Genomic DNA, 16,526 nt, shown 5'->3' with positions numbered 1-16,526 from the left:
GATCCTTCCCGCTGATCGCGCGCGACGCCGCGGCGCTTTCCACAGTGATTCCAAGCTTACTCGAACGTCGCTGGCCATCAAAGCCGCTCGAGAACGGCTGAACGAAGCTTTCCTCATCCTGAGGAGCCGGCGAAGCCGGCGTCTCGAACGACGAGGAAAGCGTCACGCGCCGCCTTCTGGGGCTCGCCCTCGTGCTTCGAGACGGCTCCTGCGGAGCCTCCTCGGCATGAGGGCGAGGATCGTGGCGTCTCACCCGAGCGGCTCGGTCACTTGCCGCGATATTCGGGCAGAGACGGGCTCGCGCCGAAGATCACCTGTTGCGGATTCTTCTCCAGCGAGCGCACGGCGCGCTCCACCGTCTCCAGCGTCTTGCGGGCGTCGACGGCGAGCTGCTCATATTGCTTCAAGCCGCCCCCGGAAAAGCTCCGCAGATTGGCCGAGGCGCCGGCGATGTCGGTCGCGATGCTGTTCAGCTTCTTGGGATCGATCGCCGCGAGAAGCTTGTCGATGCGCGCCGGCAGCGGCTTCATCGAAGCGCTGATCTGCGACATGTCGCGAATGAAGGAGTCGATTCCGCCCGAATTATCGGCCAGCGCCTTGGTGAATTTCTCGGTGTTCCGCAGCGTGTCCGAAATGGTCTGCGAATTATCGTCGAGCAATTTGCCCACTTTCTCGAGAACGTCTGTGGCGGTCGACGACAGCTTCTGCACATTCTCGAGAATATTCTGAAACTCGGAGCGCTCGCCTTCTATGATCGGATAGGCGTCACCCTGCTTGGCGCGCAGCTCCTCGGCGCCCGGCGTGCCGCCGGTGAGCGAGACATAGCCGACGCCGGTGAAGCCGGTCTGCTCGAGGCGCGCGCGCGTGTTGGTTTTGACCGGCGTCTTGCGGTCTATGCTGATGAGCACGTCCACCCGGCTCGGGTCCTGATCGGAGATGGCGAGCTGCGTCACCTCGCCGACTTTCAGGCCGTTGAAGCGCACGTCATTGCCGCGCAACAGCCCGCTGACCGAGCCGGAGAAATGCACCTCGAATGTCTTGTATTGCGCGGTCTGGCTCGCCCCGGAGAACCAGAAGACGAAGCCGAAGGCCGCGAACACCACGGCGAGGGCGAAAGCGCCGATGAGGGCGAAATTGGCGCGGGTTTCCATGGGCTCTACTCTCGTCCTCGCATATCGTTCGGTTTGCGCGCGCCGGCGAGGCGCGCGCCCCGCACGCCATGGAAATAGGCCTGCAGCCAGGGATGCTCGCAAGCGAGCATTTCCTCCATCGTCCCCGTGGCGATCACCTTGCCCTCGGCGAGGGCGGCGATGCGGTCGCAGATGGAATAGAGGCTGTCGAGATCATGCGTGACCATGAAGACGGTCAATCCGAGCGTGTGTTGCAGCGTCGCGATCAGCTCGTCGAATTCCGCCGCGCCGATAGGATCGAGGCCGGAGGTCGGCTCGTCGAGGAAGACGAGCTCCGGATCGAGAGCGAGCGCGCGGGCGAGCGCCGCGCGCTTGATCATGCCGCCCGATAATTCGGCCGGAAATTTGTCCGCCGCGCTCGCGGGCAGGCCGACCAGCTCGAGCTTCAGCATCGCCAGCTCGTCCATCAGCCGCGCCGAAATATGCCGGGCCTCGCGCATGGGCATTTGAATATTCTGCCGCACGGTGAGACTGGAAAACAGCGCGCCATTCTGAAACAGCACGCCCCAACGCCGCTCGACGCGCCGACGCTCGGCCGAAGAGAGCCTGTCGCGATCCTGCCCGAACAGCTCTATGAGGCCGGAGCGCTTCTCGACGAGGCCGAGAATCGTGCGCATCAGCACCGATTTGCCTTGCCCGGAGCCGCCGACGAAGCCCAGGACCTCGCCGCGATAGACGTCGAGATCGAGCCCGCGCATCACCAGCGTCTGCCCGAAGGCGACGACGAGATCGCGCACGCGAATGACCGTCTCGCGCGCCGCGCTCGGCTGTGGCTTTTCGATCGTCTGCGAGGCGAGATCTGTCATTGCGCTAATACTTGATCGCGGCGAAGAAGATGGCGAAGAAGCCGTCGACGACGATGACCATGAAGATCGCCTTCACCACGGAAGCCGTGACATGCCGACCGAGCGATTCGGCCGAGCCCCGGGTCGCCATTCCCTCCATGGCGGCGACGAGGCCGATGATGAGCGCCATGAAAGGGGCCTTGATGAGGCCGACGAAGAATGTGTTGCGGCCGATCGCCGCCTGCAGCAGCGAGAGATAGCCAGCCGGGCTGATGCCCTCATAGACCCAGCAGACGAGAAGCCCGCCGAACAGCGCCGACATATCGGCGACGAAGGTGAGCAGCGGCAGCGATAGAACCAGCGCCAATATGCGCGGCGTCACCAGCACCTCGATCGGCGAGAGGCCCATGACGCGCAGCGCGTCGACCTCCTCGCGCATCTTCATCGAGCCGAGCTCGGCGGTGATGGCCGAGCCCGAGCGGCCGGCGATCATGATGGAGGTGAGCAGCACGCCGAGCTCGCGCAGCACGAGAATTCCGATGAGATCGACGGCATAAGAGCCGGCGCCGAAGCGGCGCAGCTGGAAAATGCCCTGCTGCGCCACGATCGCGCCGACCAGAAGATTGATCAGCGCGATGATCGGCAGGCTGCGAAAGCCGAAGCTCTCCATATGATAGACGAGCGAGGTGAGGCGGAAGCGTCCCGCCGCCAGGAGAGCCGCGCCCGCGGCGGCGACGAACTCGCCGAGGAAGCCGATTCCATTATAGGCGTCCCGCGCCGCCGAGACGACGGAGCTGCCGAGATCGGCGAGGATATCGATGACGAGCAAGCGACGGCAGCGCGACGGCGCCTCGAAGGGACGAAACTTCGCCTCCTGCAATAAAATCGCGTGCTCCGGCCGCGCGCCCTCCATGGAGACGACGACGCCGGCGCGCGCGAGCTCGTCCATGGCGCGGCCGATGACCCATGCGCCGGCGGTGTCGAGCCGGACGATTTGCGCGAGATCGACAATGGCGCGAGCGGAGCCGCGGGCGGCGGCGGCCATGCCGGCGGCGTCCTTCTCCAGCGCGGCGGAATCGGCGAGCACCCATTCGCCGCCGAGCGCGAAGCGCGCGGTCTCGCCCTCTCGTCGCGACGAGAGGCGGGCCGTATGGTCGAGATCCGTGGCCATGCCTATTTTCGGCCCTATGGGCCGGCGGCTCCCTTTCTCCGCGCCCCGCAGCGTCTTAACTTCCGCCGCAGCCAGAGTCGAGCGCGAGCCTGGCCGCGGCGCGCGCAGGCTCTCTGTTTCAACTGGAAAAATCGCTATGGGCGTCCAACTGACCATTTCCGTCGAACGTTTCCCCATCGCCGGGCGATTCGTCATCTCGCGCGGCGCCAAGACCGAGGCCGTCGTCGTCGTGGCGCGGCTCGCCGACGGCGACGCCATCGGCCGCGGCGAATGCGTGCCCTACGCCCGCTATGGCGAGAGCGTGGAGAGCGTCGTCGATCAGCTGGAGAGCGTGCGCGATCTCCTCGAGGCCGGCGCCGATCGCAACGCGCTCGCCGCCCTGCTGCCGCCGGGCGCGGCCCGCAACGCCGCCGATTGCGCGCTCTGGGATCTGGAGGCGAAGCGCACCGGCGTTTCCGTCTATCGGCTCGCCGGCCTCCTGCGCATGGAGCCGCTCGTCACCGCCTATACGATCTCGGTCGGAACGCCGGAGGAAATGCGCGAGGCTGCGGCCAAGGCCGCGCATCGGCCCCTGCTGAAGGTGAAGCTCGCGGGCGATGGCGACGCCGAGCGCATTGCGGCGGTGCGCGCCGGCGCGAGCGATTCGGCGCTGATCGTGGACGCCAACGAGGCGTGGACGCAGGAAAATTTCGCAGCCAATAGCGAAGCCTGCGCCAAGGCCGGCGTGAAGCTGATCGAGCAGCCGCTGCCGGCGGACGCCGATGAAGCGCTCACGCGCCTCCCCCGCCCCGTGCCGATCTGCGCCGATGAGAGCGCGCACGACCGCATCGGGCTCGCGGCTCTGGTCGGGCGCTATGACGCGGTGAACATAAAGCTGGACAAGACCGGCGGCCTCACCGAGGCGCTGGCGCTCGCCGCCGAGGCAAGACGGCTCGGCTTCTCGATCATGGCCGGCTGCATGGTCGGCACCTCGCTGGCCATGGCCCCGGCGCTGATCATCGCGCAAGGGGCGGAGTTCGTCGATCTCGACGGACCGCTGCTGCTGGCGAAGGACCGCGAGCCGGGGCTGCGGTACGAGGGGTCGCTGGTGTATCCGCCGGAGAGGGAGCTGTGGGGGTGAGCGGCTGCAGGCGAGATTACGCCACCTTCGGCGCGAGTCTAGCAATGGCAACGCTCGCCCGCGCCCGCGCTCGCGCGAGATCATAGGCGATCTGCATCCGCATCCAGGCGTCGGCCGATCCGCCGAAAGCCTGCTCGAGCCGCAGCGCCATTTCCGGCGTGAGCCCGTGATGCCCTCGCGCTTCGAGACGGCGGCTTCGCCGCCTCCTCAGCGTGAGGGCGACGGGAACGGCCTTCCGCATCTTCGACCCCATCGCCGAAACATGCTATTGAAAACCGCCTCCGCCCGAGGCGAGCCCCCACATCCCCCTTCGAATAAACCCGAGGCCCACCCATGCCCACCAAGGCCTATGCGGTCCGATCCGCCACCGCGCCGTTTGCGCCCTTCTCCATCGAGCGCCGCGCGCCGGGGCCGAAGGATGTCGCGATCGACATTCTCTTTTGCGGCGTCTGCCATTCCGATCTGCACACGGCGCGCAGCGAATGGCCGGGCACGCGTTACCCTTGCGTGCCGGGCCATGAGATCGTCGGCCGCGTGACCGCCGTCGGCGCGGAGGTGACGAGCTTCAAAGCCGGCGATCTCGCCGCCGTCGGCTGCATGGTCGACAGCTGCCGCCGCTGCCTCTCCTGCGACGACGGGCTCGAGCAATATTGCGAGCATGGCTTTGTCGCCACCTACAACGGCGCGCTCGACGGCTCCGGCGAGAACACTTACGGCGGCTATTCGACGGCGATCGTCGTCGACGAGCATTTCGTGCTCGCCATTCGTCACGAGGAGGCGCAGCTCGCCGCCGTTGCGCCGCTGCTCTGCGCCGGAATCACCACATGGTCGCCGCTCAAACATTGGGGCGTCGGGCCGGGCAAGAAAGTGGGCGTCGTCGGCATTGGCGGGCTCGGCCATATGGGCGTGAAGCTCGCCCATGCGCTCGGCGCGCATGTCGTCGCCTTCACCACCTCGCCGTCGAAGCGCGAGGCCGCTCTCGCGCTCGGCGCCGATGAGGTCGTCGTCTCCAAGGATGCGGAAGCCATGGCGGCGCGCGCGGGCAGCCTCGACTTCATCCTCGACACAGTCGCCGTCTCTCACGATCTCGACGCCTATGTGACTCTGCTGAAGCGCGACGGCGTGCTGACTCTGGTGGGCGTGCCGGAGACGCCGCATCCCTCGCCATCGGCGGGCGGGCTGATCTTCAAGCGGCGGCAGATCGCCGGCTCGCTGATCGGCGGCATAAAGGAGACGCAGGAGATGCTCGATTTCTGCGCCGAGAAGGGCATTGTCGCCGATATTGAGACGATCGCCATGCAGGAGATCGAGACCGCCTATGCGCGCATGGTGAAGAGCGACGTAAAATATCGCTTCGTCATCGATATGGCGTCGCTGAAAGCCGCGTGAGCGCAGGCTCGCATCGACACGAGGGCTCGCCTGCTCAACGAAAATCGAGCAGCGAGCCCTTGTCGATTTTGAACAGATTGGCGTCCGGCGCGCTGCTGCGGTCGATGTTGAACAGCGACACCAAGGTCTCATAGCCCTGCGGGTCGGAGACCTGCCACTGCTTCAAGTCGAAGGTCTTGGAATCGAAGATGAGCTTGATTTTCGACGTGCCTCCGAAGGTCGCCTTGTCCTCTATGGAGATGGAGGCGCCGGCGTCGTCGATCACGACATCGACGAGCTTCACGTCCTTTTGCAGATCGACCTTCTCGTTGAGAAGGAATTTCAGCGGCGTCTGATTGATGAAATAAAGGTCCTGCGTATTGAGCTTGCGGTCGCGCACGGCGACCTGCACGCCGTCGGAGACGACCTCCATCGTGGCCGGCTGCGCATATTCGAAGCGCATGCGCCCGACCTTATGCACATAGAGCTTGCCCTCGGCCCGGCGGCCGTCTCCGCCGATCTGCACGAAATCGGCCGTCATGACGGGAGAGGAGTTGAGCGAGGCCTCGGCGCGCTTGATCGCCTCGTCACGGGTGAGCGGCGCCGGCGGCTGGGCCGCGACCGCGACGGCCGCCGCTCCGCCCACGACGGCGGCTCCCACAGCCGCTTTGGCGGGGTCCGGAACCGCGGGCGCCGGGGCCGCGGCCGGCGGCTTGGCGGCGGGCGCGGCGGCTTTCGGATCGGCCGGCTTGGCCTGCGCCGTTTTGGAATCGGCAGGCTTAGGCTTCGCTTTGGCGTCGGCGGCCGGCTTGCCCTTGGCCGCCGGATTTCCCGCCTGAGCCTTGGCGGCTGGCGCCGGATGCGGCTTTTTCTTTGGCTCCACGGCCTGAGCGCCGGAAGCGGCGAGAAGGGCGAGAACCAGCGCGGCGGCGAGAGGCGATTTCACAGGAATTGGTGCTCCGGACGATTCGGCGCGGCTGATCGGGAGCCGTCCGCCGTCCTCACTAGGACGGCGATATGGCTAATGTTGGATCATATACGCGGAGCACGATTGCGTCGCCCTGACGTCGGTCGACCGTCCGACTCTCGTCCCTTCTCCCGCGCGCGGGAGAAGTGGCCCTGCGAAGCGGGGTCGGATGAGGGTCCCTGCCGCTTGGCAAGACCGACCGACGTCGCTTCGCAAGGCCGCGCCCAAAGCCGCGGGACCCTCATCCGACCCGACCAAAGCCCGTTGTTTGCGACGGGCGTCCTCGCGGACGCCCTATGGTCGGGCCACCCACAAGTGGGAGAAGGGGATGCGCCCTCCTTTTTAGACGCGTCGCGAGTCCCCCTCACGCAGCGTCAATATCGAACGCCCCGCGGTCGATCCCGCCGCCCACCAGAATCTCGCGCTTGCCGGCGTGATTGGCCTGGCCCACCACGCCTTCGCGCTCCATCTGCTCCACCAGCGACGCGGCCTTATTGTAGCCGATCGACAAACGCCGCTGAATGTAGCTCGTCGAGCATTTGCGGTCGCGCAGCACGATCGCCACGGCGCGGTCGTAGAGATCGGCGCCCTCCTCCGCATCCATGGAGCCCGGCGCGGCGCTCTCCGCCGCCTCCTCGGAAGGCTCGTCCTCCGTGGTGATGGCGTCGAGATATTGCGGCTGACCTTGCGTCTTCAAGTGCGCGACGATCTTCTCGACCTCATTGTCCGAGACGAAAGGCCCGTGCACGCGCGAGATGCGGCCGCCGCCGGCCATATAGAGCATGTCGCCCTGCCCCAAGAGCTGCTCGGCGCCCTGCTCGCCCAGAATGGTGCGGCTGTCGATCTTGGACGTCACCTGGAAGGAGATGCGCGTCGGGAAATTGGCCTTGATCGTGCCGGTGATGACATCGACCGAGGGACGCTGCGTCGCCATTATGAGATGAATGCCGGCCGCGCGCGCCATTTGCGCGAGGCGCTGAATCGCGCCTTCGATATCCTTGCCGGCGACGAGCATCAGATCCGCCATCTCGTCGACGATGACGACGATGAAGGGAAGAGGATGCAGCTCCATCTCCTCGCGCTCGAAAATCGCCTCGCCGGTCTCGCGATCGAAGCCGGTCTGCACGGTGCGGGTGATGACCTCGCCCTTGGCCTGCGCCTCGACGACGCGCTGGTTGAAGCCCTCGATATTGCGCACGCCGAGCTTGGACATTTTCTTGTAGCGGTCCTCCATCTCGCGCACCGCCCATTTGAGGGCCACCACCGCCTTTTTGGGGTCGGTGACGACGGGCGTCAGCAGATGGGGGATGTTGTCATAGACCGAGAGCTCGAGCATTTTCGGATCGACCATGATGAGGCGGCACTCTTCCGGCTTCATCCGGTAGAGCAGCGACAAAATCATGGTGTTGATGGCGACCGATTTGCCGGAGCCGGTGGTGCCGGCGACGAGCAGATGCGGCATTCTCGCGAGATCGACGATGACCGGCTCGCCGCCGATCGTCTTGCCGAGCGCTATGGCCAGGCGATGCTTGGTCTTCTCGAAATCCTCGCAGGCGAGAAGCTCACGCAGGAAAACCGTCTCGCGGCGATGGTTGGGCAGCTCTATGCCGATGGCGTTGCGGCCGGAGACCACGGCGACGCGCGCCGAGACCGCCGACATGGAGCGCGCGATATCGTCGGCGAGGCCGATCACGCGAGACGATTTGATCCCCGGCGCGGGCTCCAGCTCATAGAGCGTCACCACCGGGCCGGGACGCACATTGATGATCTCGCCCTTGACGCCGAAATCCTCGAGCACGCCCTCCAGCAGGCGCGCGTTCTGCTCGAGCGCGTCCTGCGAGATTTTGGCGGCCGCCGCCTGCTTCTTCGGCTCGCTCAGCAGCAGCAGCGGCGGCAGCTCGTAGCGCAGAGATTCGTTGCGGCTCTCGAAGAGAGAGGGCTGGCGCTCGCGCATCACCCGCTTGCCCTGCTTCAGCGGGCCGGCGGGCTCCATCACGCGGGCGGAGGCCGGCGGCGGCTCGTCATAGTCTTCTTCGCGCGGCGCGGCGGCCGGAGCGGCGGCGCGCGCGGGCGCCGGCGGCGGGACGAAAGAGAAAGCGTCGAAAACCGGCTCGCGCCGCGCCGAGAGCAGCGGCGGACCGGAATGCTCCTCGACCTCGGCCGGCTTGTTGCGGCGCGCGAGCAGAGCGGCGAAGCGAAGCGCGACCGCCGTCTTGATCGTCAGCCCCGCATGGATGAGCGCGCCGAGCGAGACGATGGCGACGCCGGGCTCGTCATCCTCTTCGTCATGGCCGCGGCGCTCGATGGGATCGTCATCCGAATGCGCGCCGGCGGACGCCTCGAAGCCGAAGCCGGCGGCGCCGGTGAGGGCGAGAATGGCGGTTCCGGCGCCGATGAGCGCGACCAGCGCCATGGCCGCCGCCGAATCGCCGAAAAAGCGGCGCGGCAGCGCCAGCACAGCGTCGCCGAGCACGCCGCCGAGCCCGGTGGGCAACGGCCAGCGGTCGGTGACGGGTAGAAGCGAGACGACGGCGGCGGCCGCGAGCGCGCCGATGATCCACAAGCCGAAGCGCAGCAGCGGCCGATGCAGCGCGCGCTGGGTGACGAGCCGCAGGCCCTGCGCGGCGATCGGCAATATCGCCGCGATCGCCGCGAGGCCGAGCAGCTGCATCAATATATCTGCGGCGACAGCGCCGCCGGGGCCGAGCAGATTGCGCACCCGCCCGGTGGTCGCATGATTGAAGGAGGGATCGCGCGCCGACCAGGAGACGAGCGCCAGAGCCGCCGCGAAAGACGCCGCTATCAGCGCCACGCCGGCGAGCTCCGCCGCTCGCCGCGCCGTGAACTCGCGCACCGGCTCGGAGACGTGGCGGAATGCGTTGCTGCGCATCATGACGAATGAGCCCACTCGCGACGATCGAAAAAACAGCGAAGCGCCCTCAGGGGCTCATCGGCTGACGTGACGGCCGAGGGTAGGCAGGCGGGGTTAAGGGGCGATTAACCCTGACGCCTCCCGCGCTGCGGCGCGCCATTCGCGCGACAGGCTCGCGCAAGGCGCGAGGCTAGACTGCGTGAGTGGCGCGTCCCGATTCGCCGAGGAGCGCCCTCGCATTCTCGAGGAGACCGCGCGTGAAGGCCGTAATATTCGCAGGCGGTCTCGGCACGCGCCTCAGCGAGGAGACCGACAATCGCCCCAAGCCCATGATCGAGATCGGCGGCAAGCCGATCCTGTGGCACATAATGAAAATCTACTCGCAGCACGGGGTCAACGAGTTCATCGTCTGCCTCGGCTATAGAGGCTATTTCATCAAGGATTATTTCACCAACTACTTCCTGCATATGAGCGACGTCACCTTCGACCTCGCCGAGAACAAGACCATCGTCCACAACAAGATGGCCGAGCCCTGGCGGATCACGCTGGTCGACACGGGCATAGAGACGATGACCGGCGGGCGCCTGAAGCGCATCGCCGATTATCTGCCGGACAACGAGCCCTTCTGCCTCACCTATGGCGATGGCGTCGCCGATATCGATATAGCGGGCGAGATCGACTATCACCTCGCCCATGGCCGGCTCGCGACCATGACGGTCGTGCGTCCGCCCGGCCGCTTCGGCGCCGTCACCATGGATGGCGACGACATTCGCTCTTTCGATGAAAAGCCGCGCGGCGACGGCGGCTGGATCAACGGCGGCTTCTTCGTGATGTGGAAGAAGGCGCTCGATTATATCGACGGCGATTCGACCGCGCTCGAGCAGCAGCCGCTGACCCGCATCGCCGCCGACGGGCAGCTGCGCGCCTATCGCCACGACGGCTTCTGGCAATGCATGGACACGCTGCGCGACAAGCGTTTCCTCGAGCAATTGTGGAGCGGCGGCGAAGCGCCCTGGAAGGTCTGGGCGTGAACGCCTCCCTCTGGGCCGGCAAGCGCGTCCTCGTCACCGGACACACCGGCTTCAAGGGCGGCTGGCTCTCCTTATGGCTCACGCGCCTCGGCGCGAATATCGCGGGCTATGCGCTGGCGCCGCCGACCGAGCCCAGCCTTTTCGCGCTGGCGCGCCTCGACCAGAAGATGGAGAGCGTCATCGGCGATATTCGCGACGCCGAGCGGCTCGCGCGCGCCGTGCGGGAGTTCGAGCCGCAGATCGTCTTCCATCTCGCGGCGCAGCCGCTCGTGCGCTACTCCTACGCCAATCCGATCGAGACCTTCGAGGTCAACGCCCTCGGCACGGCGCATCTGCTCGAAGCGCTGCGCGGCGCGCCGTCGGCGCGCGCCATCGTCATCGTCACCAGCGACAAATGCTATGAGAATCGCGAATGGCCCTGGGCCTATCGCGAAAACGAGGCGATGGGCGGCTTCGATCCCTATAGCGCCAGCAAAGGCTGCGCGGAGCTCGTCGCCGCCTCCTTCCGCAATTCCTATTTCGCAACGCCCGATCACCCCACACGCGGCGCCGCTTTGGCCACGGCCCGCGCCGGAAATGTCATCGGCGGCGGCGATTGGGCGGCGGATCGGCTCGTGCCCGATATTTTGCGCGCGCTGGAGCGCGGCGAGACGGCAGCCATACGCTTTCCGCGCGCGGTACGGCCCTGGCAGCATGTGCTGGAGCCGCTCGCCGGCTATCTGACGCTCGCCGAGCGCCTGTGGAACGATGGCGCACCCTTCGCGGAAGCCTGGAATTTTGGTCCCGATCCAGCCGGCGAGCGCACAGTGGGAGAGATCGCCGATGCGCTCTGCCGCGCCTATGGCGACGGCGCCGGCTGGATGAAGAGCGGCGGCGACGAGCCGCATGAGGCGCATTTGCTGAAGCTCGATTCCGCCAAGGCGCGCAGCCGGCTCGGCTGGCGCCCGCAATGGTCGATCTTCGAGGCGCTGGAGGCGATCGTCGATTGGGACGCGCGCCGCCGTTGCGGCGAGGATGTGGCGACCACATCGCTCGCCCAGATCGACGCCTATGAGAGACGCATGGACGCCGCCGAGCACGGCGCGAGCACGCCCGGAGCAATGATATGACCCCGCCCGCAGCCGCCGCCTCGCACGCCGCCGCCGACACAGCGGATGAGAAAGAAGCGCTGCGCGAGCAGATTTTGGCGCTCGTCGGCCGCTATGCCGAGATCGCCCATGCGACGCCGGAGTTTCGTCCCGGCGCCTCCGCCGTTCCGGTCTCCGGCAAGGTCTATGGCGCAAGCGAGATGCAGACGCTCGTCGATTCGGCGCTGGATTTCTGGCTCACCACCGGGCGCTTCAATGCGGCTTTCGAAAAGGCTCTGGAGGAGTTCATCGGCGTCCGACATGCGTTGACCGCCAATTCCGGCTCCTCGGCCAATCTTCTGGCGCTCACCGCGCTGACCTCGCCGCTGCTGAAGGAGCGCGCGCTTCAGCCCGGCGACGAGGTCATCACCGTCGCCGCCGGCTTTCCGACGACGCTCAATCCCATTTTGCAGAATGGGATGACGCCGGTGTTCGTGGATGTCGACATACCGACCTATAATATCCGCGCCGATCTCATAGAGGCGGCGATCTCGCCGCGCACGCGCGCCATAATGATCGCCCATACGCTCGGCAATCCGTTCGATCTCGCCGAGGTGACGCGCATCGCCGAAAAATATGGCCTGTGGCTGGTCGAGGATTGCTGCGACGCGCTCGGCTCGCTCTATGACGGGCGCCAGGTCGGCACATTCGGCGACATAGGCACGCTCAGCTTCTACCCGGCGCATCACATTACGATGGGCGAAGGCGGCGCGGTGTTCACCTCGCGCTCCGTGCTGCGCCGCAGCGTCGAATCTTTTCGGGACTGGGGCCGCGACTGCTGGTGCGCGCCCGGCAAGGACGACACTTGCAAGAAGCGCTATGAGTGGCAATCGGGCGATCTGCCCTTCGGCTATGATCACAAATATGTCTATCAGCATCTCGGCTATAATCTGAAGATCACCGATATGCAGGCCGCCGTCGCGCTGGCGCAGATGGATCGGCTGCCGGGCTTCATCGAAGCGCGCAAGCGCAATTTCGCGCTGCTGAAAGAGGCGCTGCGCCCCTATGAGGATATTTTCCTGCTGCCCGAGGCGACGCCGCGCAGCGATCCGTCCTGGTTCGGCTTCGCGCTGACGCTGCGTGAGAATGCGCCTTTTGGACGCGAGGCGCTGCTGCAGCATCTCGCCGAGCGGCGCATCGGCTCGCGGCTGCTGTTCGGCGGCAATCTCTTGCGCCAGCCTTATATGAAGCACCGCCCGCATCGCGTCGCCGGCGCGCTTTCCGCCACCGATGTCATCATGCGCCGCACTTTCTGGGTGGGCGTCTATCCGGGCCTCACAGAGGCGCATATCGCCTATGTCGCGGAGTCGATCGGCGAATTCCTCGCCGATTCCGGACGCTGGCGCGCCGCCTGACGCACGTCGCGTTGCGCATTTTCATCGAGCCGGCGCCAGCTTCGGCGGAATTGTCGCAGCGGCGACGCAATTCGATTGTAGTTTGTAAATATCATAACACACGTATTGATTGCGTACGGGTGGCGCCGATGTTATATCCTCTTTTCATGCAGTGGATGTTCGGCCGATCATTCGTGACTCGCCGCATTTCGGGAAGCCTCGCGCTCCTGCTCTGCGTCATCATCCTTCAATCCCTGCCCTATCTCGGCGCTTCGGCCTTCGCCGAACCCACTCTCTCCGTCGCTTCGCTCTGCCAATCGAGCGAGATGGGCGGCGGCTCGCCTCACGATCGACATTGCCGAACGCTCCAATGTTGCGCGCTCGGCTGCTCGGCTCATAGCTCCGCATATCTCGAGGCAGCCTCCTCACACATCCTTTCCTACCCGCATTCGATGCTCTCCTCCTCGCGCCGGCCCGGCGAAACGAGGATACGCCCGCGCGTAACGGGCCTCGGCTTTGTCGCACGCGGTCCGCCCGCCGCGCTCTGATCTTCCCGCAAGACATTCTCGTCTCCCCTCGCGAGCCGCAGCCTGCCGAGACGTGACGCCGTCCGCGTCGCGTCCAGCGGACACCGATGCGCGTTCCGAGATTTTTTCGCGCGCGAGATCTTTCGCGCGCAGCGCCGAACTTCGCCTTTTTTCAAGAAACGACGGGAGCTCCGAGGAGCTCGAAAAAGAGGTTGCAAATGCCGAAACCGGAGCCTCGCGCGGGCGTCGCCGCCCTGCTTTCTCGCATCGAGACGAAGGAGGGCGCAAAATGACCTCCTCGACGAAAGAGCTGGACGCGCTCTATCAGGATTACGCCCCCGCTCTGCGCCGCTTCGCGCGCCGGCGCGTCGGCGCGCAAGAGTCGGAAGACATTGTGCAGGACATTTATCTCCACGCGCTGGAGCGCGTCGATATCGCCAATCTCGAAAGTCCGCGCGCGTATCTCTTCCGCATCGCCGCCAATCTCTCGGTCGACGCCATACGCCGGGACCGCATTCGTTCGCGCTTTGTGGAAGAGACCGCGCACGCCGCGCCTCCTCCCGAGCAATCCCCGTCCGGCGACGCCATCGCCACGCTGATGGAACATCAGAAGCTGCGCGCCGCGCTCGCGCGCCTGCAGCCGCTGCATCGAGAGATTTTTCTGCTGAAGCGCCTCGAGCATTTGACCAGCGCCGAGATTTCGGCGCGCGTCGGCGTATCGGTGCGAACGGTGGAGCGTCATCTCGCAAGGGCGATCGACGAGATAAGGCGCGATTTCGGTCTTTGAACGAAAAAGCCGCCGCCGATCGTGATCCGATCGCGCGGCGGCGAATTGTCATGATCGATCAGACGGCCACCATGCCGCCATCGACATAGAGATCGACGCCGGCGACATAGCTGCTCGCGCTGGAGGCCAGGAACAGAACGGCCTCCGCCACCTCCTCCGATTTGCCGAAGCGGCCGAGCGGAACGCTGGTCTCCAACTGCCCCGCCAATTCATCGTGCTGCTGCTCGGAGAGGCCCATTGTGTCGAAGATCGGCGTCTCGATCGGGCCGGGGCTCACGACGTTGACGCGAATCTTGCGGTCTTTCAGCTCGGCCGTCCAAGTGCGGGCGAAGGAGCGCACGGCCGCCTTCGTCGCCGAATAGACGCCGAATCCAGGCGTGCCCACCGTATTGGCGATCGACGAGTTGAGCACGATCGCGCCACCCTCGGAAAACAACGGCAGCGCCTTCTGCACGGTGAACAGCAGGCCTTTGACGTTGATGTCGAACATGTGGTCGAAGAAGGCCTCGTTCACCGCTTCGATCGGCGCGAGACGGACGACTCCGGCATTGGCGAAGAGAATGTCGATGCGGCCGAAGCGCTCCTTCACCTCGGCGTAGAGCCGATCGAGATCTTCGAGCGACGAAACATCCCCCTGCACGCCGACGGCGCTCGTGCCGATGCGAGCGACCGCCGCGTCGAGCTCCGCCTTCCGCCGGCCGGTGACGACGACCTGCGCGCCCTCCTTGGCGAAGAGTTCCGCCGTGGCGAGGCCTATGCCGCTGTTGCCGCCGGTGACGACCGCGATTTTTCCTGAAAGACGACCCATGCTCGCGCTCCTTTCGCACTAAATTCATTAGTTCAGTAATACGGAACTACTGAATGAATGTCAATCGTGCTAGCGTGGCGCATGAGAAAGCTCCACCATCCGCGGCCGGAAGAGATCACAGTCGAGGGGATTCTCTACGCCCTGGCCGACCCTGTGCGGGTGCAGATATTCACCCGGCTGGCGGCGTCGGAATGCGCGCAGAACTGCTCGCAATTCCTGAATGTTCTCGAGCAGGCGCCGCTCGCCAAATCGACGCTCTCGCAGCATTTCCGCATATTGCGGGAGGCCGGGCTCATCCGCAGCGAGCGCCGCGGCGTGGAGCTGATCAATTCGACTCGCTGCGCAGAGCTCGCCGAGCGCTTCGGCCCCATGGTGCAGTCGATCATCTCCGCCTATGAGCGGCAGAAGATCGAGGCCGCGGCCGAATCGGCGCCCCGAACGGCGATTGACAAAGACGCCGCGCCCGTCTAGGGCTTTCCCGCTTCGTCGCGGCGGTTTCGCCGCGATTTCTTTTTGTGTCGACGCTTCGGCGCGAGGAGCGGAGCAAAACCGGTCAACTGCCAAAAAGCCGGCCGGCGCATCGTCGCCAGAGCCGGAACGAACACAGGAAAAAGAGATGTTCGCAGTCATCAAGACCGGCGGGAAGCAATATAGCGTCACCGCCGGAGACACGATAACCGTCATGGCCCTCGAGGGCGCCGCGGGCGACAAGATCACCTTCGACGAGGTGCTGTTCGTCGGGGCCGAAGGCTCCGCCAAGATCGGCGCGCCGCTGGTCGCCGGCGCGAGCGTCACCGGCGAGATCGCCGAGCAGGCCCGCAGCCCCAAGACGCTCTCCTTCAAGAAGCGCCGCCGCCAGAACTCCAAGCGCAAGCGCGGCCATCGCCAGGATCTGACGATCGTGCGCATCACCGGCATCGAGGCCGGCGCCTGAGAGTTTGGCGTAAACCGCCCGGCGGCGTATAGAAGAACCCATGCGCGCCGCGCGTTCGGCGCGCGCAGCAATTCAGCGGCCGCCTCGCGCGGTCCCCCCGAGCGGCGGGCGCCGGCTCGGCGTGAAATTTTGAGGAGCGGAAACAATGGCTCACAAGAAAGCGGGCGGCTCGTCGCGCAACGGTCGCGACTCCGACGGTCGCCGTCTCGGCGTGAAGAAGTTCGGCGGCGAGGCCGTGATCAGCGGCAACATCATCGTGCGCCAGCGCGGCACGAAATGGCATCCTGGCCGCAATGTCGGCATGGGCAAGGATCACACGCTGTTCGCGCTCGTCGACGGCGTGGTCCTGTTCAAATCCAGCGGCGGCCGCGCTTCGGTAGCGGTCGTCGAGCCGGCGGCCGCGGCCGCCGAATAGGCGGAGGCTCTACGAGGACCTTCCGCCGGCGTTTCGATCCCCGGCGGATTTGGTCCTCGAGCTTTCGCGATTTAAAGGCGACGCTCCAGG

Annotated in this window: 16 protein-coding genes; 9 read left to right on the top strand and 7 right to left on the bottom strand. The window is 65.9% G+C overall.

Translation table 11 applies throughout. From position 1 onward, the window contains the following. Positions 1 to 266: 266 nt before the first annotated feature. The 3 genes from C5689_RS07515 to C5689_RS07505 are packed head-to-tail and all read right to left on the bottom strand — an operon-like array spanning position 267 to position 3,146. On the bottom strand, positions 267 to 1,151 hold the full coding sequence (locus C5689_RS07515) for an MlaD family protein (RefSeq protein WP_108916652.1): 885 nt from the start codon (positions 1,149 to 1,151) through the stop codon (positions 267 to 269). A 5-nt stretch (positions 1,152 to 1,156) separates the two neighbouring features. Further along, complete coding sequence (locus C5689_RS07510; RefSeq protein ID WP_108916651.1) at positions 1,157 to 1,996, bottom strand: ABC transporter ATP-binding protein; 840 nt, start codon at positions 1,994 to 1,996, stop codon at positions 1,157 to 1,159. A gap of 4 nt (positions 1,997 to 2,000) precedes the next feature. After that, positions 2,001 to 3,146 carry an MlaE family ABC transporter permease gene (locus C5689_RS07505; protein ID WP_108916650.1) on the bottom strand — a complete coding sequence of 382 codons (1,146 nt, stop codon included), beginning with the start codon at positions 3,144 to 3,146 and terminating at the stop codon, positions 2,001 to 2,003. A 136-nt stretch (positions 3,147 to 3,282) separates the two neighbouring features. On the opposite strand from C5689_RS07505, the gene dgcA reads away from it, so the two are divergent. After that, the gene (gene dgcA, locus C5689_RS07500) at positions 3,283 to 4,266 is read left to right on the top strand and encodes an N-acetyl-D-Glu racemase DgcA (RefSeq protein ID WP_108916649.1); all 984 of its coding nucleotides are present in this window, start codon (positions 3,283 to 3,285) and stop codon (positions 4,264 to 4,266) included. A 16-nt stretch (positions 4,267 to 4,282) separates the two neighbouring features. On the opposite strand, the gene C5689_RS07495 is transcribed toward dgcA, so the two are convergent. Further along, positions 4,283 to 4,507: a HigA family addiction module antitoxin gene (locus C5689_RS07495; protein ID WP_244594619.1), complete on the bottom strand. Its 225-nt coding sequence runs from the start codon at positions 4,505 to 4,507 to the stop codon at positions 4,283 to 4,285. 92 nt (positions 4,508 to 4,599) lie between these two features. Here C5689_RS07495 and C5689_RS07490 point away from each other — a divergent pair, with 92 nt between their 5' ends. After that, positions 4,600 to 5,655: an NAD(P)-dependent alcohol dehydrogenase gene (locus C5689_RS07490; RefSeq protein ID WP_108916647.1), complete on the top strand. Its 1,056-nt coding sequence runs from the start codon at positions 4,600 to 4,602 to the stop codon at positions 5,653 to 5,655. A 34-nt stretch (positions 5,656 to 5,689) separates the two neighbouring features. Here the strand turns inward: C5689_RS07490 and C5689_RS07485 are convergent, their stop codons facing one another. After that, a complete protein-coding gene (locus tag C5689_RS07485; protein WP_108916646.1) occupies positions 5,690 to 6,580 on the bottom strand; it encodes a LolA family protein in 891 nt (296 codons plus the stop codon). Between the two features lie 385 nt (positions 6,581 to 6,965). Then, the gene (locus C5689_RS07480) at positions 6,966 to 9,494 is read right to left on the bottom strand and encodes an FtsK/SpoIIIE family DNA translocase (protein ID WP_108916645.1); all 2,529 of its coding nucleotides are present in this window, start codon (positions 9,492 to 9,494) and stop codon (positions 6,966 to 6,968) included. A gap of 236 nt (positions 9,495 to 9,730) precedes the next feature. Between C5689_RS07480 and rfbF the strand changes: the two genes are divergently transcribed. The 4 genes from rfbF to C5689_RS07450 all read left to right on the top strand — a co-directional run bounded on the left by rfbF (position 9,731) and on the right by C5689_RS07450 (position 14,279). Then, positions 9,731 to 10,504 carry a glucose-1-phosphate cytidylyltransferase gene (rfbF, locus tag C5689_RS07475; RefSeq protein WP_108916644.1) on the top strand — a complete coding sequence of 258 codons (774 nt, stop codon included), beginning with the start codon at positions 9,731 to 9,733 and terminating at the stop codon, positions 10,502 to 10,504. Continuing rightward, complete coding sequence (gene rfbG, locus C5689_RS07470; protein ID WP_425293395.1) at positions 10,486 to 11,613, top strand: CDP-glucose 4,6-dehydratase; 1,128 nt, start codon at positions 10,486 to 10,488, stop codon at positions 11,611 to 11,613. Before rfbF ends, rfbG begins: the two co-directional genes overlap by 19 nt. Beyond that, on the top strand, positions 11,610 to 12,986 hold the full coding sequence (rfbH, locus tag C5689_RS07465; protein ID WP_108916643.1) for a lipopolysaccharide biosynthesis protein RfbH: 1,377 nt from the start codon (positions 11,610 to 11,612) through the stop codon (positions 12,984 to 12,986). The genes rfbG and rfbH overlap by 4 nt, the downstream gene beginning before the upstream one ends. A 795-nt stretch (positions 12,987 to 13,781) precedes the next feature. Further along, entirely contained in the window at positions 13,782 to 14,279 is a 498-nt protein-coding gene (locus C5689_RS07450; RefSeq protein WP_108916640.1) for an RNA polymerase sigma factor, read from the top strand. A 58-nt stretch (positions 14,280 to 14,337) separates the two neighbouring features. On the opposite strand, the gene C5689_RS07445 is transcribed toward C5689_RS07450, so the two are convergent. Then, positions 14,338 to 15,087, bottom strand: coding sequence for a glucose 1-dehydrogenase (locus tag C5689_RS07445; RefSeq protein ID WP_108916639.1), 750 nt, complete (start codon positions 15,085 to 15,087; stop codon positions 14,338 to 14,340). Positions 15,088 to 15,168: 81 nt separating this feature from the next. Between C5689_RS07445 and C5689_RS07440 the strand changes: the two genes are divergently transcribed. The 3 genes from C5689_RS07440 to rpmA all read left to right on the top strand — a co-directional run bounded on the left by C5689_RS07440 (position 15,169) and on the right by rpmA (position 16,436). After that, positions 15,169 to 15,558: an ArsR/SmtB family transcription factor gene (locus C5689_RS07440; protein ID WP_108916638.1), complete on the top strand. Its 390-nt coding sequence runs from the start codon at positions 15,169 to 15,171 to the stop codon at positions 15,556 to 15,558. A 145-nt stretch (positions 15,559 to 15,703) separates the two neighbouring features. Further along, complete coding sequence (rplU, locus tag C5689_RS07435; RefSeq protein WP_108916637.1) at positions 15,704 to 16,021, top strand: 50S ribosomal protein L21; 318 nt, start codon at positions 15,704 to 15,706, stop codon at positions 16,019 to 16,021. Positions 16,022 to 16,166: 145 nt separating this feature from the next. Then, positions 16,167 to 16,436 carry a 50S ribosomal protein L27 gene (gene rpmA, locus C5689_RS07430; protein ID WP_108916636.1) on the top strand — a complete coding sequence of 90 codons (270 nt, stop codon included), beginning with the start codon at positions 16,167 to 16,169 and terminating at the stop codon, positions 16,434 to 16,436. The last annotated feature ends 90 nt before the right edge of the window (positions 16,437 to 16,526 follow it).

This window comes from Methylosinus sporium, assembly GCF_003113265.1.
Lineage (GTDB): Bacteria > Pseudomonadota > Alphaproteobacteria > Rhizobiales > Beijerinckiaceae > Methylosinus > Methylosinus sporium.
Note: the sequence above shows the minus strand (reverse complement) of the source record. Positions and strands in the feature narration are given on the sequence as shown.